The organism is Mycobacterium marinum, from assembly GCF_003391395.1.
GTDB classification, from domain to species: Bacteria; Actinomycetota; Actinomycetes; order Mycobacteriales; family Mycobacteriaceae; genus Mycobacterium; species Mycobacterium marinum.
The window spans coordinates 417,442-438,373 of record NZ_CP024190.1; the positions used below are offsets into that span (position 1 = coordinate 417,442).

Genomic DNA, 20,932 nt, shown 5'->3' on the forward strand with positions numbered 1-20,932 from the left:
TTCTCCGGCAAGGCACCACCCCTACGTTACAAATGCCGCAAACAGTGTAAATGCACGGCCCGGGTGCCGATGCGGGCGCGATGCCGCGTGCCTACCGGAGTAGGAAGGAGCCATGGCGGGACCGGTGGAAGGCATCAAGGTTGTCGAGCTCGGGGTCTGGGTCGCGGCGCCGGCCGCGGCCGCCATTCTGGCCGACTGGGGTGCCGACGTGATCAAGATAGAACCGCCGGCCGGCGATCCGGGCCGGCTGTTCGGCCGGATGCTGGGCTGCGATCTCGGGATGAACCCGCCGTTCGAGATGGACAACCGCTGCAAGCGCAGCGTCGTGCTGGACCTGTCCACCGACACCGGCCGCGAGCTGGCATACGAATTGCTCTCCGACGCTGATGTTTTCATCACCAACGTGCGCCCGGCGGCGTTGCGACGGCTGGGGCTCGACTTCGCTGCGGTGTCCGGTCGCAACCCACGCCTCGTCTACGGGCTCATCACCGGGTATGGAGAGACCGGGCCCGACGCCGATCGCGCCGCCTATGACGTGGCTGCCTTCTGGTCGCGCGGTGGCCTCGCGCATCTGCTCACCCGGCCCGGGGACACGCCGCCGTTTCAGCGCGGCGGCATGGGGGACCACACGACCGGCATGACCTTGGCCGCCGCCGTCTGTGCCGCGCTGCTGGCGCGGGAGCGGACCGGGACGGGTCAGCTGGTGAGCACATCGCTGTATCGCCAGGGGGCCTACACCGTGAGCTTTGACCTCAACACCTACCTGCTCACCGGTCAGCAGATCGCAATCGGACAACGTGAATCAATGGGCAACCCGTGCATGAACAACTACACCGCCGGCGACGGGCGACGATTCTGGATCGTCGGACTGGAGATCGACCGGCACTGGCCCGCCCTGTGTCGCGTCGTTGAACGCCCCGGCTGGCTGACCGACCCGCGCTACGGCGATGCGCGCGGGCGTGCGGCCAACGCGGTAGAGCTCATCGCGCAACTGGACCAGATCTTCGCGACCAGGTCTCTCGCCGACTGGACCGAGATCTTCGATGCTGAACCGGATTTCTTCTGGTCGCCGATCAACAGCCTCGAAAACATCGTCGCCGACGAGCAGTTCCATGCCGCTGGCGGCATCGTTGACGTGCCGGACGGGGCCTCGAGTGTGCCGATGGTGGCAACCCCCGCCGACTTTCACGGCACACCATGCACGCCACGTTCGGTGGCGCCGCAGCTCGGTCAGCACACCGACCAAGTGCTGGGTGAACTGGCGGCGCGCCGCAAGTCCTGACCGCGCGCGAGCCTTTACAAAATGTCCCGAGAGTGTCACGCTGTCCGATGAGGGGCGGGCGGCTCGGTGTGGCGGGCGGCCCATGGCAAACGCGGCAGTCCGCGCGGGTCCGGCTGCGGTCCCGTGCAAGAGGGATGGATCGATGCTCACTCCAACTTTGGACCTCGGCGCCACGGCGGACGGGGGCACGCTACGACGAACCGGTGCCGACGACGACGGCCTGCACTATCGGGTCGAGGTCGTGGCCGCCAGCGTCATCGACGTAGTTCAGGCGGCTGGAGGCTGGCTGTGCGACCGGGTGATGGCCGGCTGGCAGGTGCGAGTGCTGGTGCCCGGCGGTGACGATATCCGGCCACTGCAGATCCTCGGGGCAACCGCGATGGACCTGGAAGCGGGTCTGACCGGCTGCGCTCCGATCGGCCACAGCCTGGCCGTCGGCGCCGCCGCCTTTGCCGCCGATGAGCGAGTGCGCGCGAAGGTAACCGAAGCCCTGCAGCGCCGGTGGACCGAAGTTGCGCTGTGGGGTCAGGGGTGGCCGCTGGGGGTCGATCGCGCGATCGAGCCGGTGCAACACGTGCTCAGTGCCGCGGCACTGGCGTTCAAGAGGGAGGCGCTAACGGCGGCCGGAATCCCTTACGGCTGTGTTGTTTCCGTCGAGCAGCTACTCGCCGACACGGCGTGGTCGGGCTAGCCGGGGAAGCGGTGAACCCGAGGAACCTGAGGGTCGATGAAAAAATATTACGGGCATACGCTGCTGTATCTGCACGAGACGATCAAGCTGGGATCCGGGCGAAGCGACCGCTTCACCGAAGTGTTTGTCCAAGTCTGTCAGCCGATGATGGAGGAGCTTGGCGCCCGGCTGTTCGCGATCTGGGAGTCCACCCCCTACAACGGGCACTGGCCAGAGGTGACGATCATCTGGGAGATAGATGGCTTCGCCGACTATTCCAGGATTGGTACCGCACAGGCCAAAGGCGGCAGCCAGGAGGCCGCGGCCGGGAAGTGGGCCGCATTCCTGGCGGACATCGGAGCGCGTGGCGAGGGGCGGATCATGTACCCGGGTCCGGCCAACAAGACCCTGGCACAGCTACGCTCATCCAATTTCACTGCCCCGCTGGTGATTCAAGAGATCATGCAAACCAAGCCCGGCCGCCAAGATGACTACATCCGAGAACTGGAGCGACTCTACGTGCCCTGGTCGGAGCGCACGGGCAAACACTGGCTTGGCTCCTTCACCACGACGTTTCGCTACAACGAGGTCATCCACTACTGGGCGCTCGAAGGCGGCTGGGAGTGCTTTGCCAACCACTACCCGTCCTGGAAACAGAGCCCGCCCGCCGAGATCGTCACCTGGATGAGTGTGGCCCCGGCGCTGCGTGACGGCTGGGAAGACTCCATTCTGCAGTCCCTACCGCCTTCGCCGCTGCAGTGAACTTCAGCTACGACCCTTTCGACGCCCGGGTGATGGCCGACCCGTTGCCCTACTACCGCGTCCTGCGCGACCAACACCCGGTGTACTACCTGCCGCAATGGGATACCTTCGCGATCTCGCGCTTCGACGACATCTGGCGGGTACTGGAAGTCAACGACGGAACGTTCGTCGCGTCGGAGGGGACGTTGCCGGCTGCGTCGGTGCTGGCCCGGCACAATAGCGGCCCGGTGGACGACCCGCCGTGGCATCCGTTGCCGTTTCATGCGGTCTTCGACGTACCGTTGTACGGCGAGATCCGCCGCGCGCACTCCCCACCGCTTCGGCCCAAGTCCGTGGCCGGGCTCGAAGCCAGAATCCGCGAGCTAGCCAACGAACGACTCGACCGGCTGCTGTCGCAAGGCTCATTCGACCTCACCCAAGACTACGGCGGCGTGGTGGTGGCCAGCATCGTATGCGAAATACTGGGAATGCCAGCATCTTTGGCGCCGGAGGTGCTTGCCGCCGTCAATGCGGGCAGCCTCACCGAACCTGGCGTCGGCGTCGACACCGCCGAGGCTCGGCCCAACTATCTGGAGTTTCTGGTCCCGGTCGTGCGGCAGCGCCGGGCGGATCCGACCGGGGAGCTTCCGGTTGTTGACGGCCTGCTGCGCTACCGATTGCCCGACGGCAGTGCGCTCGACGACACCGAGGTTGCCACCCAGATGCTCTGCATCTTCATCGGGGGCACCGAGACCGTGCCCAAGATCGTGGCGCACGGGCTGTGGGAGCTCAGCCGGCGTCCCGACCAGTTGGCGGCGGTGCGCACCGACCCGCAGTCCAACGTGAACGTCGCGCGCGAGGAGATGATCCGCTATTGCGCCCCCGCACAATGGTTTGCCCGAACCGCACGCAAGCCGTTCACCATAGGCGACCAAACCATCGAGCCGGGCCAGCGCGTCATCACCCTGCTGGCTTCGGCCAACCGCGACGAGCGTGAGTACCCGGATCCCGACGAGTTCATCTGGGATCGGCCGATCCGGCGCTCCCTGGCGTTCGGCCGTGGTCAGCACTTCTGCATCGGGTATCACCTGGCCAGGCTCGAAATCTCAGTACTACTGCAGGAATGGTTTCGGCGGGTGCCCGAATTCCAGATCTGCGCAGCGCAGGCCACCCGATTGCCATCCAGCTTCCAGTGGGGATGGAACAAGATCCCGGTGGAGGTTTGACGTGTGGTCCTATCGAATCAATGCTCCTTACCTGTTCGAGCGCACCTCGATCGCCGACAAGACACCCGAGTGCCTGGCGGAAGGGCAAGTGCTGCTGCGGTTTCAGGCCGCCGGGGTGTGTGGCAGCGACCTGCCCGCCTTTCGCGGTGCCAGGGGACACCTGCCCGGAGATGACGGCCACAGCGCGGCGGCCAAGGACGGCTTCCCGATTCACGAAGTGGCCGGTGAAGTCATCGCCAGCAGGCATCGCGCCCACCACCAGGGCGACCGCGTGGTGGGCTGGGCATCGGGATTCGACGGCCTGATGCAGCGGGTCATCGCCGATGGGGACGGCTTGGCGCCCTATGCCCCGGGGCTGACTCCCGCCCAAGCGGTCGGCCTGCAGCCGCTGGCCTGTGTGCTGTACGCCTGCGCGCAACTACCGGATCTGGCGGGTCGGCACGTCGCCGTCATCGGACAGGGGTCGATCGGGCTGCTCTTCTCCTATGCCGCGAAAGCGGCGGGGGCCCGCCGGGTAACCGGGGTCGATCCCATCGACCGGGAAAACCTTTCGGCAACCTTCGGAGTCGACAACGCCGTCCGGGCCACTAGCGATCGCTGGGTGAGCCAGCTGGGCGCCGGCGATCGTGCCGACATCGTCATCGAAGCCGTCGGACATCAGGTCGCTACCCTGGGGCACGCCATCGACGCCGCGGCGCCGGGGGGCACCGTGTTCTATTTCGGCGTCGCCGACGACGACGCCTACCCGATCAGCATGCGCACCATGCTGCGCAACAACCTGACCCTGAAATCCGGTGTCACCCAGGATCGCCGGCGCATGCTCGAACTCGCCGGGAAGTTCGCCGCCGAGCACCCCGAACTGCTCAGCGGCTATCTCACGCACAATTTCGACGTCGAAGACGTGCAGGCGGCGTTCGAACTGGCGTGCCGGCCGGTGCCCGAACGGGTGAAGATCGCGATCACCGCATGAAGGTCGTCAGCAACCTCCAACAGCGGCTCGGCCGGGGCACGCCGCTCTGGGGCGGCTGGATCACCGGTCCAACGTGGCTGGGGCCGGAGGAATTTGCCAGGGCCGGCTACGATTACGTCGGTTTCGACACCCAGCACGGTTACCTTGACGACGCCGACGTTGCCGGCCTGCTCCGGCGACTCGAAGGTGTGCCCATCGCCACCGTGGTGCGGTTGCCGAATGCGGATCCGGCGCCGATAGGGCGGGTGCTCGACGCCGGCGCCGATGCCGTCATCATCGCGATGATCGAGTCGGCCGACCAGGCCGCCGCGGCGGTAGCCGCCACCCGCTATCCGCCGGCCGGGGTGCGCAGCTACGGCCCGCTGCGGGCAAGCCTGGGCACCGACCCCGCCGAGCTGCAATCCCGGGCGGGCGTCTATGCGATGGTCGAGACCGCCGCGGCGCTCTCGACCATCGATGACATCTGCGCGGTCGACGGGCTGGCCGGAATCTATGTCGGACCCGCGGATCTGGCGATTTCGCTGGGAACCGGCGTCGTCGGCGCCCTCGATCACCCAGCGGTCCGGCAGGCCGTCGTCGGAATCCACCGCGCGGCTTCGGCGGCGGGCCTACACACCGGCATCCACGCCGGCGCCGCAAAGGCGGGTAAAGCGATGGCGCAGCTGGGATTCGAGATGATCACCCTGGCGGCCGAGTCCCAAGCGCTGCGCCGGGGAGCCGCGGAATACTTGAACGAGGCGACGGCGGGCACCCGATGACCGGCGGCGGGCGCGTCGCGCTGGTAACCGGAGCCGCCGGCGGGCAGGGGTGGGCGATTGTCCAACGACTTCGCGCCGAAGGCCACTCGGTGGCGGCATGCGATCTACGCGCCGACCGACTCGATGCGCTGGTCGCCGAGTCGGGCGACGATGCCGTGATTTCCCTGGCCCTGGATGTGACCGATGAAGCGCAATGGCAGGAGGCCGTCGAGCGCGCCGTCACCCGATTCGGGGCGTTGACCGCACTGATCAACAATGCCGGCGTGCTGCACCGTGCGGCGCTGGTCGATGAGACGGCCGCCGGCTTCGAAAGTGCTTGGCGGGTCAACTGTCTGGGGGCCTTCCTTGGCATGCGGGCGGCGCTCGGCGCGCTGAGCGCCGCCGAAGGCACGGTGATTGTCAACATCTGCAGCACCGGGGCGATCCGGCCATTCCCGCACCACTGCGCCTACGGTGCGGCCAAGTGGGCACTAAGGGGCCTGACCCAAACCGCTGCGGCCGAATTGGCGCCCGCCGGCATCCGGGTCAACGCGGTGTTCCCGGGGCCGATCGCGACGTCCATGCTCGATGAGCCGACTCAGGCTCGGCTGGCGGCGGTTTCGATGTTCGGCCGGCTGGGCCGGCCCGCCGAAGTCGCCGATGCGGTGGCGTTCTTGGTCTCCGAGAACTCATCATTCATCACGGGATCCGAACTCGTGGTCGACGGCGGACAGTGCCTGCAGGTCCGATGACCAGCCCGCTATCGGTCGGCATCATCGGCGCGGGCCCCGGCGGGCTGGCGTTGGGAATTCTGCTGAAAAACAGTGGTTTTGAGAACTTCACCATCTTCGACCGAGAATCCGACGTCGGCGGCACCTGGCAGATCAACACCTATCCGGGACTGGCCTGCGACGTGAAGTCGCACCTGTACTCGTACTCGTTCGACCTCAATCCGGGCTGGTCACGGCTGTGGTCCGGACAGCCCGAGATATTGGCATACTTTCAGCGCTGCGCCGATCGGTACCGGCTGCGACCCCATCTGCGGCTAGGCACCGAAATACGATCCGCACGTTGGGAAAGCCAGACCCGGCAGTGGACCCTGAGCACCGCGGACGGTGAACAGCACCAATTCAGTGTCGTGGTATCGGCCGTCGGCATCTTCAGCCGGCCGGCCTATCCGGATCTCGTTGAGCAGCAGCGCTTCACCGGAACCGTGATGCACTCGTCGCGGTGGGATCACTCGGTGCCGCTCGCGGGCGCCCGAATCGCGGTGCTGGGCACCGGTTCGACCGCGGCGCAGCTGGTGCCGGAGTTGGCCAAGGTCGCGGATCGGGTGTACTCGGTACAACGATCGCCGACCTGGATATTGCCCAAGCCGGATCGGCCCTACTCCCGCTGGGAACGCTGGGTCTTCGCCCACGTTCCGTTTGCCGCGCGGCTATACCGGACCCGGCTGTGGCTCCGCAGCGAGTCGAATATCTCCGTGATCGAGCACGGTAGCCCGAAGACCAAAGAGTTCACGGAGCTGGCGTTGCGGTTGCTCGAAAACACGGTCAGCGACCCGCAATTGCGTCGCCAACTCACCCCGGACCATCCGATGGGCTGCAAGCGCCTGGTGTTCTCATCGGAGTTTCTGACCGCCCTGACCCGCCCGAATGTTGAGCTGGTGGCCAGCCCGGCCCGCTACCTGAGGCAACGATCGTTGGTCACCGCGGACGGCGCCGAATACGACGTCGACGTCGTGGTGTGCGCCACCGGCTACGGCGCGGCCGACTATCTGGGTCAGCTGGAAGTCCTCGGAGAGGACGGTGCTGGGCTGCATGAAGTCTGGCGGGACGGGGCGCACGCTTATCTGGGGATGGCCGTGCCCGGCTTTCCCAACTTCTTCATGCTCTACGGACCCAATACGAATGTCGGCTCCAACAGCGTGATCTTCATGCTCGAAGCCCAGGCCCGCTACATTGTGGCGGCGCTGGCCCATCTGCGGCGCAAATCCAAGACCTACATCGCGGTGCGTCCGGGGGTGCTGGCCGAATTCATGGCCAAGGTCGACCGGTGGATGACAGGGACGGTCTGGACCACCGAGTGCAGCAACTACTTTCGTGCGCCCAACGGGCGTGTGGTCACGCAATGGCCGCGCAGCGCGCGTAGCTTTTGGGGGATGACGCGCCGCTTCAAGCCCGCAGACTTCAGCTTCCAGCCCGCTGCCGTGTCCGGCGCGGACGGTGGCGACCGCAACGCGGGGCAACGGTGACCCAACCCGAGGCCGTCGATCGGCTGGACCCCGTGCTGCGCGCCGTCGCGACGGCGCGAATCGACTTCACCGCGGAGTCGATCCTGACGATCCGCGAGTCGATGAACCAGCGCCGCCGGGAGGCGGCCGCGACCGAGACGGCCGCCGCCGGGGTAGCGGTGGCCGACGATGTTGCCACCGGGGAGGCCGGCAGGCCGGTGCCGGTCCGCATCTACCGGGCTGCCCCGACGCCGGCGCCGGTAGTCGTCTACTGCCACGCGGGTGGCTTCGCCTTGGGAAATCTCGACACCGACCACCGGCAGTGCCTGGAGCTGGCCCGTCGTGCCCGCTGTGCGGTGGTTTCGGTCGACTACCGGCTGGCGCCCGAACACCCCTACCCGGCGGCATTGCACGACGCGATCGAGGCGCTGACGTGGGTGGTTGGCAACGCGACACGGTTGGGATTCGACGCGCGGCGGCTGGCGGTGGCCGGTAGCAGCGCCGGCGCCACCCTGGCCGCCGGCCTGGCGAACGGCGCCGCCGACGGGTCGCTGCCACCGGTCATCTTCCAGCTGCTGCACCAGCCGGTGCTCGACGATCGCCCCACCGCATCCCGGTCGGAGTTCCGCGCCACCCCGGCCTTCGATGGTGAGGCGGCGAGTCTCATGTGGCGTCATTACCTGGCCGGGCAGACGCCTTCACCGGAGTCGGTCCCCGGCCGGCGCGGTCAATTGGCAGGCCTGCCAGCGACGTTGATCACCTGCGGCGAGATCGATCCGTTTCGCGACGAAGTGCTCGACTACGCGCAGCGGCTGCTGGGGGCCGGGGTTTCCACCGAACTGCACATCTTCCCGCGCGCCTGCCACGGGTTCGATTCGCTAATACCGGAATGGACGACGTCGCAGCGGCTGTTCGCGATGCAGGGCCATGCCCTGGCGGACGCGTTCTACCCGGATTAGTGGTTCAGAAGACGATGATTTGACGCACGGCGGTGCCGTCGGCCAGGTGGTCCATCGCCTCATTGAGGTCGTCCAGCCGAATCGTCGCGGACACCAGCGATTCCACCGGCAGGCGTCCGGATTGCCACAACGACACGAACCGCGGGATGTCGCGGCTGGGGACCGCCGAGCCCAGGTAGCTACCGATGAGTGAGCGCCCCTCGGCGACGAAGCCCAACGGTGCGACGCTGATCCGCGCATCCGGCGGGGGCAGGCCGACGGTGACGGTGCGGCCGCCGGGTGCAGTCAGCCCGATCGCGGTCTCCAGCGCCGCCGGGTGCCCGGCCGCCTCGATCACCACGTCGGCTTTCACGCCGGCGGCAGCGGCCTGCTGTGGGGTATAGGTGGCGCTGGCCCCGAGGGCTTTTGCGGCCGAGAGTTTTTCGGGCAATTGGTCGACGCCGAATACCGCGACGCCGTCCCGAGTCAAGGCGGTGAGCACCGCGGCCATCCCGACCCCCCCGAGCCCGACGACGGCGACCGACTGCCCGGCGACCGGCTTGCCGACATTGAGCACCGCGCCTCCGCCGGTCAACACCGCGCATCCCAGCAGTGCGGCCACCTGCGGGGGCACCTCGTCGGGCACCGCAACCGCGCTGGCCCGATTCACCACGGCATGTGTCGCGAAACCCGAGACGCCGAGGTGGTGGTAGATGGGTTGCCCAGAACGGCTGATCCGGATGCCGCCACCGAGCAAGGTTCCGGCGGCGTTGGTCGCGCTGCCCGGTGTGCAGGGGGTGATGCCCTCGGTGGCGCAGGACGGGCAGTGGCCGCAGCGCGGCAGGAACACCAGCACCACCCGCTGGCCGACGGCCAGATCGTCGACCCGGTCGCCGACCCGCTCGACGATTCCGGCGGCCTCATGGCCCAGCAGCATCGGCACCGGCCGCACCCGATTGCCGTCGACCACCGACAGGTCGGAGTGGCACACGCCCGCGGCCTCGATGCGGACCAGCACCTCGTCGTCGCCCGGCGGATCGAGATCGAGATCGACGACGCTGATGGGACGAGATTGGGCGTACGGCCGGGGCGAACCGATTCGCTCCAGGACCGCACCCCGGATATGAATCATGTTGGAATACAACCATGGCTGAAGTCCCAGTTCCATCGGTGCCTGCGGGGCCGTCCCCGGACGAGCTGTCCAGCGGTGATTTTCCGGTGCTCTGGCCGGTGCTCACCCGCTGGGCCGACAACGACATGTTCGGCCACCTCAACAACGCCGTCTACTACCAGCTGTTCGACACGGCCATCAACGCCTGGATCAACACCCGCACCGGCCTTGACCCGCTCACCACCGCCGCGCTGGGCATCGTCGCGGAGTCGGGCTGTCGCTACTTCTCCGAACTGCATTTCCCGCAAGAGCTCGTGGTGGGTCTGGCGGTGACGCGGCTGGGCCGCAGCAGCGTCACCTACCGCCTTGCGGTGTTCAACGCCAGTCCCGAGGCCGGGGAGGGACCGGCTGGGCCGGGGCCGATCGCCGCGCTGGGGCACTGGGTGCACGTCTACGTTGACCGCGTCAGCCGCAAACCCGTTCCGATCCCCGAGACCATCCGCACATTGCTGGCCACCGCGTGCGTGAATTAGGTACCGGCACACCCTAATCACCGGCCTGGCTGCACGCCCGGTGCCTGCCGAGTGCCCAGGTATGCTTCGCCAATGCCAGTTTTGAGCAAGACCGTCGAAGTCAGCGCCGACGCCGGATCGATCATGGGGATCGTCGCAGATATCGAGCGGTACCCCGAATGGAACGAAGGGGTCAAAGGGGCCTGGGTGCTGGCTCGCTACGACGACGGCCGTCCCAGCCAGGTGCGGCTTGACGCCTCGGTTCAAGGCTTCGAGGGCGTCTACATCCACGCCGTGTACTACCCGGGCGAGAATCAGATTCAAACCGTCATGCAGCAGGGCGATTTGTTCCTCAAGCAGGAGCAGTTGTTCAGCGTGGTGGAAGCCGGTGCCGCCAGTTTGCTGACGGTGGACATTGACGTCGAGCCCAGCATGCCGGTGCCGCCGCCGATGGTGAAGCTGCTACTCAACAATGTGCTCGAGCAACTCGCCGCAAATCTCAAATTGCGTGCCGAACAATTGACCGCCGGCTAGAAAATTCGGCGGAATTCTACGGGGTCAGTTGAAGATTCCGTTGGTCTCCAGCATTTGCGTCAGCCGGTGCGCGGCATCGGTGAATTGCCAGACACTGAGCTCGATCACCGCCGCGGTATCGCGGCGCCGCAATGCCGCGATCAATTGCCGATGATTGTCCACCGCTGCGGCACCCCATTGCGGGTCGCTGGCGTAGAGCTGCGCGGGCATGTAGCGCGCGGCATTGAGCAGAAACCAGGCCAACTTGATCCGCCCGCTGGATTGGTTGAGGACGCGGTGGAACGCGAATTCCAGCGCGGCGATCGCCTCGGTATCGCCGGCCCCGACCGCCGCGGTGAGCGCATCGTTGATGTGCTCGAGTTCCCCGATGTCGATTTCACTGATTCGTTCGGTGGCGGTGACCGCAAGTTCGCGGGCGATGGTGGCCTGCAACCAGAAGATGTCGTCGATGTCCTGGCGGGTCAGCGGCAACACCACATGACCACGGTGCGGCTCCAGCTGCACCATGCCCTCACCGCGCAGCTTCAGTAGGGCTTCGCGAACCGGGGTGATGCTCACCCCGAGTTCGGCCGCGGTCTCATCGAGGCGGATGAACGTTCCCGGTCGCAAGGTTCCGGACATGATGGCCGCTCTCAGATGGCCGGCGACTTCGTCGGACAACTGCGCGCGGCGTAGTGGCCGCCGGCTTTTGCGACGCGCGGACAGCGGTATGTTCATACGGCCTGCCAGGTCTTTCCGGAGCGTGGCGGGGCTTTGCGTGGTCTTGTCTCGGGTCTTGTTTGGGGCCGCCGGGCACATTAATGTGACCCAGGCAACACCATGTTTTATCAAATATCAGTCTGACGCAAGCGGTGCGCAAGTGAAGGGACTGCATAGTTGACCGCGGAACTGGCCAGCCACCTGCCGCAGGCCGCTCACGCCCTGGAGCAGCCTTATTTGGCTCGCCGGCAGAACTGGGTCAACCAACTCGAGCGGCATGCCATGATGCAGCCGCGGGCCACCGCGATCAGGTACCTCGGTCACACCGTGACGTGGGCTGACCTGCGATATCGGGTTGCCGCGCTGGCCGGTTCCCTAAGCCGCCGAGGGGTCGGCTTCGGGGACCGGGTGATGATCCTGATGCTCAACCGCACCGAGTTCGTCGAGTCTGTTCTGGCCGCCAACATGCTGGGTGCCATCGCGGTTCCGCTGAATTTCCGGCTCACGCCGTCCGAAATTGCGTTCCTGGTGGAGGACTGCGCACCGCGTCTGGTCATCACCGAAGAAGTGCTGGCCCAGGTCGCCGTGGGCGTCCGCGAGATCGCTCCCGCGCTGAGCACGATCGTGGTAGCCGGCGGCGCATCCGATCCCACCGTGGTGGGCTACGACGAGCTCATCAGTGAGACCGGGGACCCACCCGAACCGGTCGACATCCCCAATGACTCGCCGGCGCTGATCATGTACACCTCCGGCACCACCGGCCGGCCCAAGGGCGCGGTGCTGACACACACGAACCTCACCGGCCAGGTGATGACGGCGCTCTACACCGGCGGCGCCAATATCAACAGCGACGTGGGTTTCATCGGCGTACCGTTCTTCCACATCGCCGGGATCGGCAACATGCTCAGCGGAATGCTGCTCGGCGTCCCCACCGTGATCTATCCACTGGGCGCGTTCAGCCCCGGCCAGCTGCTCGACGTGCTGGAGGCCGAACGGGTCAGCGGCATCTTTCTGGTGCCCGCCCAGTGGCAGGCCGTCTGCGCGGAACAACAAGCCCGGCCACGTGAACTGAGCTTGCGGGTGATGTCGTGGGGGGCCGCACCGGCACCGGATGCGTTGCTGCGTCAGATGTCAGAGGTTTTCCCGGGAACGCAGATCATGGCGGCGTTCGGTCAGACCGAGATGTCTCCGGTCACCTGCATGCTGCTCGGCGAAGATGCGATCCGAAAGCGAGGTTCGGTCGGCAAAGTGATCCCGACCGTCTCCGCTCGCGTCGTCGACGACGAGATGAACGACGTGCCCATCGGTCAGGTCGGCGAAATCGTTTACCGGGCACCAACACTGATGAGCGGATACTGGAACAACCCGGAAGCGACCGCAGAAGCGTTCGCCGGCGGTTGGTTTCATTCCGGGGATCTGGTCCGGATGGACGAGGATGGCTACGTCTGGGTGGTGGACCGCAAGAAGGACATGATCATCTCCGGCGGAGAGAACGTTTACTGCGCCGAAGTGGAGAACGTGCTTGCCAGTCACCCCAGCATCGTCGAGGTCGCGGTGATCGGCCGAGCCGACGAAAAGTGGGGCGAGGTACCGATAGCGGTCGCGGCTGTAACGAAAGACCACCTTCGCATCGAAGACTTAGGTGAGTACCTGACCGAGCGGCTTGCGCGTTACAAGCACCCGAAGGCGCTCGAGATTGTAGACGCACTACCGCGAAACCCTTCCGGGAAGGTGCTCAAAACTGAATTGCGTTTGCGCTACGGAGTAGGCGCCTACTCCGAAAGCCGTTCTGTGTCAAGGTCATTTCAATCTAGAGAGGGAAGCTAAGAAGGTCGAAAATGTTCGCTGGTTGCAGACGATGTGTTAATTGTGTGGATGCGGTTCACACGTAGACAGGCATCAGGTACATTCCTGTGGTCTCGGTTACTGCCTGCCGGTAGTGAGCCGTCGGTCACACACCTAGGGACGGGGCAAGGAGGAGGCGTGCGACGAGATCGGCCGTGTAGCCGCGATCCGCGTGCTCCTATCGGGAAGGGGCAACGGTGACGACGTCTTCTGGCCCCCACCTGATGGGCTACCTTCGCGACCAGCTAGAGACACCGCTGACGATGGTCGGCGGGTTCTTCCGGATGTGTGTGTTGACCGGAAAGGCGCTATTCCGTAGGCCGTTCCAGTGGCGGGAACTCATTCTGCAGTGCTGGTTCGTCATGCGGGTGGCGCTGCTGCCGACCATCATGGTCTCCATCCCGCTGACGGTGCTGCTCATCTTCACGTTGAACGTCTTGCTCGCCCAGTTCGGTGCGGCCGACATCTCCGGCGCCGGTGCCGCGATCGGTGCGGTCACCCAGCTCGGCCCGCTGACCACCGTGCTGGTGGTGGCCGGTGCCGGCTCGACGGCCATCTGCGCCGATCTGGGAGCTCGCACCATCCGTGAAGAGATCGACGCGATGGAAGTGCTGGGCATCGACCCCATCCACCGACTGGTGGTGCCGCGCGTCATCGCCGCGACCTTCGTCGCCACCCTGCTCAACGCCCTGGTGATCACCGTTGGCCTGGTCGGCGGTTACCTGTTCGGTGTCTACCTGCAGAACATCAACGGCGGCGCCTACCTGGCCACGCTGACCACCATCACCGGCATGCCCGAGGTGACGATCGCGATGGTCAAGGCGGCGACGTTCGGCCTGATCGCCGGGCTGGTCGGGTGCTACCGCGGGCTGACGGTGCGCGGCGGTTCCAAGGGTCTGGGTACCGCCGTCAACGAGACAGTTGTGTTGTGCGTGGTCGCGCTCTACGCGGTCAACGTCATCTTGACCACGATCGGCGTGCGATTCGGGACGGGGCACTGACATGTCGACAGCCGCAGTACTGCGGGCCCGCTTCCCGAGGGCGATTGCGAACTTCAATCGCTACGCCGGCTCGGTCACCCGGGGACTCGATGAATCGGGGCGCCTGGCGTGGTTCATTCTGACCAGCCTCGGGCAGTCGGGTCACGCGCTGCGTTACTACCGCAAAGAGATTCTGCGGCTGATCGCCCAGATCGGCATGGGTACCGGCGCGATGGCTGTCGTCGGCGGTACCGCCGCGATCGTCGGCTTCGTGACGCTCTCCGGTAGCTCGCTGATCGCCATCCAGGGTTTTGCGTCCCTGGGAAACATTGGTGTGGAGGCGTTCACAGGGTTCTTCTCCGCACTGGTCAACGTGCGTATCGCCGGTCCCGTGGTGACCGGGGTCGCGCTGGCGGCCACCGTCGGCGCCGGCGCGACGGCCGAGCTGGGAGCCATGCGGATCAGCGAGGAGATCGATGCCCTGGAGGTGATGGGCATCAAGTCCATTTCCTACCTGGCGTCCACTCGCATCATGGCCGGCCTGGTGGTGATCATCCCGCTGTATGCGTTGGCGATGATCATGTCGTTCTTCTCCCCGCAGATGGTCACGACGGTGCTCTACGGACAGTCGTCGGGCACCTACGAGCACTACTTCCGGACGTTCCTGCGTCCCGACGACGTCTTCTGGTCATTCTTGGAGGCCATCATCATCGCGGCGATCGTCATGGTCACGCACTGCTACTACGGCTACAACGCCGGCGGTGGACCGGTGGGTGTGGGCGAGGCGGTGGGGCGCTCGATGCGTTTCTCCCTGGTCTCGGTCAATGTTGTTGTTTTGTGTGCCGCGTTGGCGCTCTACGGCGTCAACCCCAACTTCGCACTGACGGTGTAGCGCCATGACAAAACCGGGCAAGCTCAACAAGGTCAACGAACCGCCGTACAAGATCGCGGGCATCGCCCTGTTCTTGGTCGGCCTGCTCATCTTGTCCTTGGTCTACCTCCAGTTCCGTGGCGACTTCGATCGCAAGGTCAAGCTGACCATGTTCTCCGAGCGCGCGGGCCTGGTGATGGATCCGGGCTCGAAGGTCACCTACAACGGGGTCCAGATCGGGCGAGTGGACACCATCTCGGAGATCACCAGGGACGGCAAGCCGGCAGCAAAATTCGTCTTGAACGTCTATCCGCGATACCTGCCGCTGATACCGGAAAACGTGGACGCGCAGATCAAGGCGACCACGGTGTTCGGTGGCAAGTACGTGTCACTGACAACGCCGGAACATCCGTCGAACAAGAAGCTTTCGGCCCACAGCGTCATCAACGCCTCGGCGGTGACCACCGAAATCAACACCTTGTTCGAGACCCTGACCTCGATCTCCGAAAAGGTGGACCCGGTCAAGCTGAACCTGACGCTGAGCGCCGCCGCGGAAGCCCTCACCGGGCTGGGTAACCGGTTCGGCGAGGCGATCGCCAACGGCAACGAGATCCTCGACGACATCAATCCGCAGATGCCTCAGGCGCGGCGCGACATCCAACAGTTGGCGGCCCTAGGTGACGTGTACGCCGACGCCGCACCGGATTTGTTCGACTTTCTCAACAACTCCGTGCCGACCGCACGCACCATCAATGCCCAGCAGCACGACTTGGACGCGGCGTTGTTGGCGGCGGTCGGATTCGGCAACACCGGCGCGGACGTCTTCGAGCGGGGTGGACCCTATCTGGCGCGCGGCGCCGCCGACCTGGTGCCAAGCGCCCAGCTGCTGGATACCTACAGCCCGGAGTTGTTCTGCACCCTGCGCAACTACCACGACGTCGAGCCGCAGGCCTACAAGTTCCTGGGCGGCAACGGCTACTCGCTGAACAGCCACACGACGCCGCTCTCCGCGTTGGGAATGATGCTCAACCCCGCCTCACTTGTGCCCCTGCTGATCTCGCAGGTCGGTGGCCTGGCTGCCGGTCTGGTCGGCGGGGCGCCCAACCCCTACATCTATCCAGAGAACCTGCCACGGGTGAATGCGCACGGCGGGCCTGGGGGTGCGCCGGGCTGCTGGCAGAGCATCACCCATGACTTCTGGCCCGCGCCGGAGCTGGTCATGGACACCGGCAACAGTCTTGCGCCCTACAACCACTTGGAGACCGGTTCGCCCTTCGTACTGGAATATGTCTGGGGCCGTCAAGTAGGGGATTACACGATCAACCCATGAAAATCACCGGTACTGCAATCAGACTCGGCATCTTCTCGTTGGTGCTGATGCTCTTCAGCGTGATGATCATCATCGTGTTCGGTCAGATCCGCTTTGACCGCACGTATGCGTACTCGGCCGAGTTCAGCAATGCCAGTGGTCTGCGGCCGGGCCAGTTTGTTCGCGCCTCCGGGGTCGAGATCGGCAAGGTGAAGTCGGTATCGCTGATCGACGGCGGCAAACGGGTGCGGGTGAATTTCGACGTCGACCGATCGGTGCCGCTGTACCAGTCGACGAGCGCGCAGATCCGCTACCTCGACCTGATCGGCAATCGCTACCTCGAGCTCAAACGCGGCGAGGGCGACGGCTCGGATCGAATCATGCCGCCGGGTGGCTTCATCCCGTTGTCGCGGACCTCGCCGGCGCTGGACCTTGACGCCCTTATCGGTGGTTTCAAGCCGGTGTTCCGGGCGCTGGACCCCGACAAGGTCAACACCATCGCCTCGGCCCTGGTCACCGTATTTCAGGGGCAAGGCGGCACCATCAACGACATTCTCGACCAAACCGCTCAGCTGACTTCGCAGCTTGCTGAGCGCGACCAGGCGATCGGTGAGGTGATCAAGAACCTCAACACCGTCCTGGACGCGACCGTGCGGCATCGCAAGGACTTCGATCAGACGGTCAACAACCTCGAGGTGCTGATCACCGGGCTCAACGAGCACCGCGACGATCTTTCCGGTGGCATCGCGCATGTCAGCAACGCGGCCGGAACCGTGGCCGACCTATTGGGTGAGGACCGTGCGCTGCTGCACAAGACGGTCAACTACCTGGACGCCGTTCAGCAGCCGCTGATCGACCAGCGCCAAGAGCTCGCAGACTTCCTGCACAAGGTGCCGACGGCATTGAACATGATTGGGCGCGCGATCGGGTCCTATGGAGACTTCGTGAACTTCTACTCCTGCGACATCAGCCTCAAGATCAACGGGCTGCAGCCTGGTGGGCCCGTCCGAACGGTTCGACTTTTCTCGCAACCGACGGGTAGGTGCGCACCGCAATGAGGACACTAGAACCCCCCAACCGGCTTCGCATCGGGCTCATGGGCATCGTCGTGATGCTCGTGGTCGTCGGCGTGGGTCAGAGCTTCACCAGCGTGCCGATGATTTTCGCCAGGCCGAGCTACTACGGGCAGTTCACCGACTCCGGCGGAATCAACAACGGCGACAAGGTGCGCATCGCCGGGCTGGACGTCGGCAAGGTCGAGGGCCTGCGGATCGACGGTGACCACATCGTCATGAAGTTCTCGATCGGCACCAACACCATCGGCACCGATAGCCGGCTGTCGATCCGTACCGACACGATTCTGGGTAAGAAGGTCCTCGAGATCGAGGCGCGCGGCAACCAGCCGCTGCGGCCGGGTGGCACGCTGCCGCTGGGCCAGAGCACCACGCCGTACCAGATCTACGACGCATTCTTCGACGTCACCCGGGCCGCCACCGGCTGGGACATCGACACGGTCAAGAAGTCGCTGCACGTGTTGTCGGAGACGATCGATCAGACCTATCCGCACCTGAGTTCCGCGCTCGACGGTGTCGCCAAGTTCTCCGACACGCTGGGTAAGCGCGACGACGAGCTCAAGCACCTGCTCGCCCAGGCCAACCAAGTGGCCAGCGTCCTCGGGGACCGCAGCGCCCAGGTCGACCGGCTGCTGGTGAACGCGAAGACCCTGCTGGTCGCCTTCAACGAACGTGGCCGCGCGATCGACGCGCTGCTGGGGAACATCGCATCGTTTTCAGCGCAGGTCCAGGGGCTGATCAACGACAACCCCAACCTCAATCACGTGCTTGAACAACTGCGCACGGTCAGCGACGTCCTGATCGAACGCAAAGAAGATCTCGCCAAGGGCCTTGAGATGGTCGGCGCATTCCTGCCATCGCTGAACGAGTCCATCGCGTCGGGCCCGTTCTTCAAGGTCGTCATTCACAACCTGGTCCCGGGCCAGATCCTGCAGCCGTTCATCGATGCGGCGTTCAAGAAGCGTGGCCTGTCCCCAGAGGACTTCTGGCGCAGTGCTGGGCTGCCGGAGTACCGGTTCCCCGACCCCAACGGCACTCGGTTCCCCAACGGCGCTCCGCCCCCGGGACCTCGGGTGCTCGAAGGTACCCCGGACCACCCGCTTCCCGCGGTGCCACCCGGATCACCCTGCTCGTACACGCCGGCCGCCGACGCGCTGCCCCGGCCGGACAACCCGCTGCCCTGCGCGGGTGTGCTGGAAGGTCCGTTCGGTGGGTTCGGCTTCCCGGCTCCGTTGGACGGTGTCGAGTCGTCACCGCCGAATCCGAACGGCCTGCCGCCGACGCCGGGTATTCCGATCGCCGGGCGGCCGGGCGAACCCGCGCCGGATGCTCCCGGTACCCCGGTGCCGTTGCCGCCGGATGCGCCGCCAGGTGCCCGCACCGAGCCGGTCGGACCGGCCGGGCCGACGCCACCCCCGTCAACGTTCGCTCCCGGGCTGCCGCCGGGTCCGCCCGCACCGCCTGGGCCCGGGCCGCAGCTGCCCGACCCGTACATCACCCCAGGTGGCACGGGAGGTAGTGGTGCGACGGGAGGTAGCCAGAATTGAGCACCATCTTTGACATCCGCAACATCCGGCTACCCAAGGTTTCCCGGGCGACCGTCATCATCGGGTCCCTGGTGTTGGTGCTCGGCCTGGTTGCCGCGTTCGTCGGCTTGAAGCTGTATCAGAAGCTGACCAACAACACCGTGGTCGCCTACTTCCCGAGTGCGAATGCCCTCTACCCGGGGGACAAGGTCCAGATCATGGGCCTGCAGGTAGGCAAGATCGACAACATCGAGCCGGCCGGCGACAAGATGAAGGTCACCTTCCACTACCAGAACAAGTACAAGGTGCCGGCCAACGCCTCCGCGGTGATCCTCAACCCGACCCTGGTCGCATCGCGCACCATCCAGTTGGAGCCGCCCTACAAGGGTGGCCCGGTGCTGGCCGACAACGCGGTGATCCCGCTGGAACGCACCCAGGTGCCCGTTGAGTGGGATGAGCTGCGCAACAGCATCACCAACATCATCGACAAGCTGGGCCCCACCAAGGATCAGCCGACCGGGCCGTTTGGCGAGGTTCTCGAATCCTTCGCGAACGGCTTGGAGGGCAAGGGCAAGCAGATCAACACCACGCTGGACAGCCTGTCGCGGGCATTGACCGCGCTGAACGAAGGCCGTGGCGACTTCTTCGCGGTGGTACGCAGCCTGGCGCTGTTCGTCAACGCGCTGCACCAGGACGACAAACAGTTCGTGGCGCTGAACCAGAACCTCGCCGACGTCACCGGCCGGCTGGTGGGCTACGACCGCGACCTGTCCAATGCGCTGCAGCAGTTCGACAGCCTGCTGTCGACGGTGCGGCCGTTCCTGGACAAGAACCGCGAAGTGCTGACCTACGACGTCAACAACCTGGCCGAAGCGACCAACACGCTCCTGCAGCCTGACCCGTTGAACGGTCTGGAGACGGCGTTGCACGTGCTTCCCACGGCCGCGTCGAACGTGAACCAGATCTACCACCCGGCGCACGGTTCGGTTGTCGCCGTACCGGAAATCACGTCCTTCGCGAACCCGATGCAGTTCGTCTGCAGCTCGATTCAGGCCGGCAGCCGGCTCGGCTACCAGGAGTCCGCCGAGCTGTGTGCGCAGTATCTGGCGCCCGTGCTGGATGCGATCAAGTTCAACTACTTCCCGTTCGGGTTGAACGCGTTCAACACCGCCGAGGTGCTGCCCAAGCAGGTCGCCTACTCCGAGCCCCGGCTGCAGCCGCCGAACGGATACAAGGACACGACCGTTCCGGGCATCTGGGTGCCGGACACTCCGCTGTCGCACCGCAACACCCAACCCGGCTGGATCGTCGCTCCGGGAATGCAGGGCCAGCAGGTCGGGCCGATCACGGCGAGCCTGATGACTCCCGAGTCGCTTTCTGAGCTGATGGGTGGCCCCGACATCGAGCCGTCCAGTCGACCCTGCAGACACCGCCCGGACCGCCCAACGCCTACGACGAGTACCCGGTGCTGCCGCCGATCGGCTTGCAGGCTCCGGTACCAATACAGCCACCGCCGCCGGGTCCGGAAGTGATCCCAGGTCCCGTCGCCCCGACACCGGCGCCCGGACCGGCACCGGCACCAGTTGGAGCACCTTTGCCCGCTGAGGCAGGGGCAGGACAGTGAGGCGCGGCGTGAGCGTGATGGGTGCGATCGGTAAGTCGAAGCAATCGGCCG

The 20,932-nt window shown here is 65.6% G+C and carries 19 protein-coding genes and 1 pseudogene; 18 read left to right on the top strand and 2 right to left on the bottom strand.

Going from position 1 to position 20,932, the window contains the following annotated elements; translation table 11 throughout:
• Positions 1-112: 112 nt before the first annotated feature.
• The 9 genes from CCUG20998_RS01830 (at position 113) to CCUG20998_RS01870 (ending at position 8,818) form a co-directional block, all read left to right on the top strand.
• Positions 113-1,282 (top strand): CaiB/BaiF CoA transferase family protein, encoded by a 1,170-nt coding sequence (locus tag CCUG20998_RS01830; protein ID WP_020731456.1) that lies wholly within the window; start codon positions 113-115, stop codon positions 1,280-1,282.
• Positions 1,283-1,424: 142 nt separating this feature from the next.
• Positions 1,425-1,973: a hypothetical protein gene (locus tag CCUG20998_RS01835; protein WP_038581283.1), complete on the top strand. Its 549-nt coding sequence runs from the start codon at positions 1,425-1,427 to the stop codon at positions 1,971-1,973.
• Positions 1,974-2,009: 36 nt separating this feature from the next.
• Positions 2,010-2,714 carry a hypothetical protein gene (locus CCUG20998_RS01840; RefSeq protein ID WP_020731458.1) on the top strand — a complete coding sequence of 235 codons (705 nt, stop codon included), beginning with the start codon at positions 2,010-2,012 and terminating at the stop codon, positions 2,712-2,714.
• Positions 2,711-3,919, top strand: coding sequence for a cytochrome P450 (locus CCUG20998_RS01845; protein ID WP_020731459.1), 1,209 nt, complete (start codon positions 2,711-2,713; stop codon positions 3,917-3,919). The genes CCUG20998_RS01840 and CCUG20998_RS01845 overlap by 4 nt, the downstream gene beginning before the upstream one ends.
• Before the next feature lies 1 nt (position 3,920).
• A complete protein-coding gene (locus CCUG20998_RS01850) occupies positions 3,921-4,889 on the top strand; it encodes a zinc-binding dehydrogenase (protein ID WP_020731460.1) in 969 nt (322 codons plus the stop codon).
• On the top strand, positions 4,886-5,647 hold the full coding sequence (locus CCUG20998_RS01855) for an HpcH/HpaI aldolase family protein (protein WP_020731461.1): 762 nt from the start codon (positions 4,886-4,888) through the stop codon (positions 5,645-5,647). Before CCUG20998_RS01850 ends, CCUG20998_RS01855 begins: the two co-directional genes overlap by 4 nt.
• The gene (locus CCUG20998_RS01860; protein WP_020731462.1) at positions 5,644-6,378 is read left to right on the top strand and encodes an SDR family NAD(P)-dependent oxidoreductase; all 735 of its coding nucleotides are present in this window, start codon (positions 5,644-5,646) and stop codon (positions 6,376-6,378) included. Before CCUG20998_RS01855 ends, CCUG20998_RS01860 begins: the two co-directional genes overlap by 4 nt.
• Positions 6,375-7,880 (top strand): flavin-containing monooxygenase, encoded by a 1,506-nt coding sequence (locus tag CCUG20998_RS01865; RefSeq protein WP_036456935.1) that lies wholly within the window; start codon positions 6,375-6,377, stop codon positions 7,878-7,880. The genes CCUG20998_RS01860 and CCUG20998_RS01865 overlap by 4 nt, the downstream gene beginning before the upstream one ends.
• Positions 7,877-8,818: an alpha/beta hydrolase gene (locus CCUG20998_RS01870; RefSeq protein WP_020731464.1), complete on the top strand. Its 942-nt coding sequence runs from the start codon at positions 7,877-7,879 to the stop codon at positions 8,816-8,818. The genes CCUG20998_RS01865 and CCUG20998_RS01870 overlap by 4 nt, the downstream gene beginning before the upstream one ends.
• Positions 8,819-8,822: 4 nt before the next feature.
• On the opposite strand, the gene CCUG20998_RS01875 is transcribed toward CCUG20998_RS01870, so the two are convergent.
• The gene (locus CCUG20998_RS01875) at positions 8,823-9,929 is read right to left on the bottom strand and encodes an alcohol dehydrogenase catalytic domain-containing protein (protein ID WP_036457152.1); all 1,107 of its coding nucleotides are present in this window, start codon (positions 9,927-9,929) and stop codon (positions 8,823-8,825) included.
• A gap of 38 nt (positions 9,930-9,967) precedes the next feature.
• Between CCUG20998_RS01875 and CCUG20998_RS01880 the strand changes: the two genes are divergently transcribed.
• Together CCUG20998_RS01880 and CCUG20998_RS01885 are read left to right on the top strand one after the other, a co-directional pair.
• The gene (locus tag CCUG20998_RS01880; RefSeq protein ID WP_036456938.1) at positions 9,968-10,441 is read left to right on the top strand and encodes an acyl-CoA thioesterase; all 474 of its coding nucleotides are present in this window, start codon (positions 9,968-9,970) and stop codon (positions 10,439-10,441) included.
• 72 nt (positions 10,442-10,513) lie between these two features.
• Positions 10,514-10,954, top strand: coding sequence for an SRPBCC family protein (locus tag CCUG20998_RS01885; protein WP_015354174.1), 441 nt, complete (start codon positions 10,514-10,516; stop codon positions 10,952-10,954).
• Positions 10,955-10,978: 24 nt separating this feature from the next.
• Here the strand turns inward: CCUG20998_RS01885 and CCUG20998_RS01890 are convergent, their stop codons facing one another.
• A complete protein-coding gene (locus CCUG20998_RS01890; protein ID WP_020731467.1) occupies positions 10,979-11,671 on the bottom strand; it encodes a GntR family transcriptional regulator in 693 nt (230 codons plus the stop codon).
• A 159-nt stretch (positions 11,672-11,830) separates the two neighbouring features.
• Here CCUG20998_RS01890 and fadD5 point away from each other — a divergent pair, with 159 nt between their 5' ends.
• The 7 genes and pseudogenes from fadD5 to CCUG20998_RS01925 all read left to right on the top strand — a co-directional run bounded on the left by fadD5 (position 11,831) and on the right by CCUG20998_RS01925 (position 20,881).
• Positions 11,831-13,480 carry a fatty-acid--CoA ligase FadD5 gene (gene fadD5 / locus CCUG20998_RS01895; protein ID WP_020731468.1) on the top strand — a complete coding sequence of 550 codons (1,650 nt, stop codon included), beginning with the start codon at positions 11,831-11,833 and terminating at the stop codon, positions 13,478-13,480.
• A 242-nt stretch (positions 13,481-13,722) separates the two neighbouring features.
• Positions 13,723-14,499 (top strand): MlaE family ABC transporter permease, encoded by a 777-nt coding sequence (locus CCUG20998_RS01900; RefSeq protein WP_015354177.1) that lies wholly within the window; start codon positions 13,723-13,725, stop codon positions 14,497-14,499.
• A gap of 1 nt (position 14,500) precedes the next feature.
• Positions 14,501-15,370: an MlaE family ABC transporter permease gene (locus CCUG20998_RS01905; protein WP_012392390.1), complete on the top strand. Its 870-nt coding sequence runs from the start codon at positions 14,501-14,503 to the stop codon at positions 15,368-15,370.
• 4 nt (positions 15,371-15,374) lie between these two features.
• Positions 15,375-16,679, top strand: a complete 1,305-nt coding sequence (locus tag CCUG20998_RS01910) for an MCE family protein (protein ID WP_012392391.1) — start codon at positions 15,375-15,377, stop codon at positions 16,677-16,679.
• A complete protein-coding gene (locus CCUG20998_RS01915) occupies positions 16,676-17,716 on the top strand; it encodes a virulence factor Mce family protein (protein ID WP_012392392.1) in 1,041 nt (346 codons plus the stop codon). The genes CCUG20998_RS01910 and CCUG20998_RS01915 overlap by 4 nt, the downstream gene beginning before the upstream one ends.
• Positions 17,713-19,278 (top strand): virulence factor Mce family protein, encoded by a 1,566-nt coding sequence (locus tag CCUG20998_RS01920; protein ID WP_036456941.1) that lies wholly within the window; start codon positions 17,713-17,715, stop codon positions 19,276-19,278. The genes CCUG20998_RS01915 and CCUG20998_RS01920 overlap by 4 nt, the downstream gene beginning before the upstream one ends.
• Positions 19,275-20,881, top strand: a pseudogene (locus CCUG20998_RS01925) (virulence factor Mce family protein). The gene CCUG20998_RS01920 and the pseudogene CCUG20998_RS01925 overlap by 4 nt, the downstream one beginning before the upstream one ends.
• Positions 20,882-20,932 lie beyond the last annotated feature (51 nt).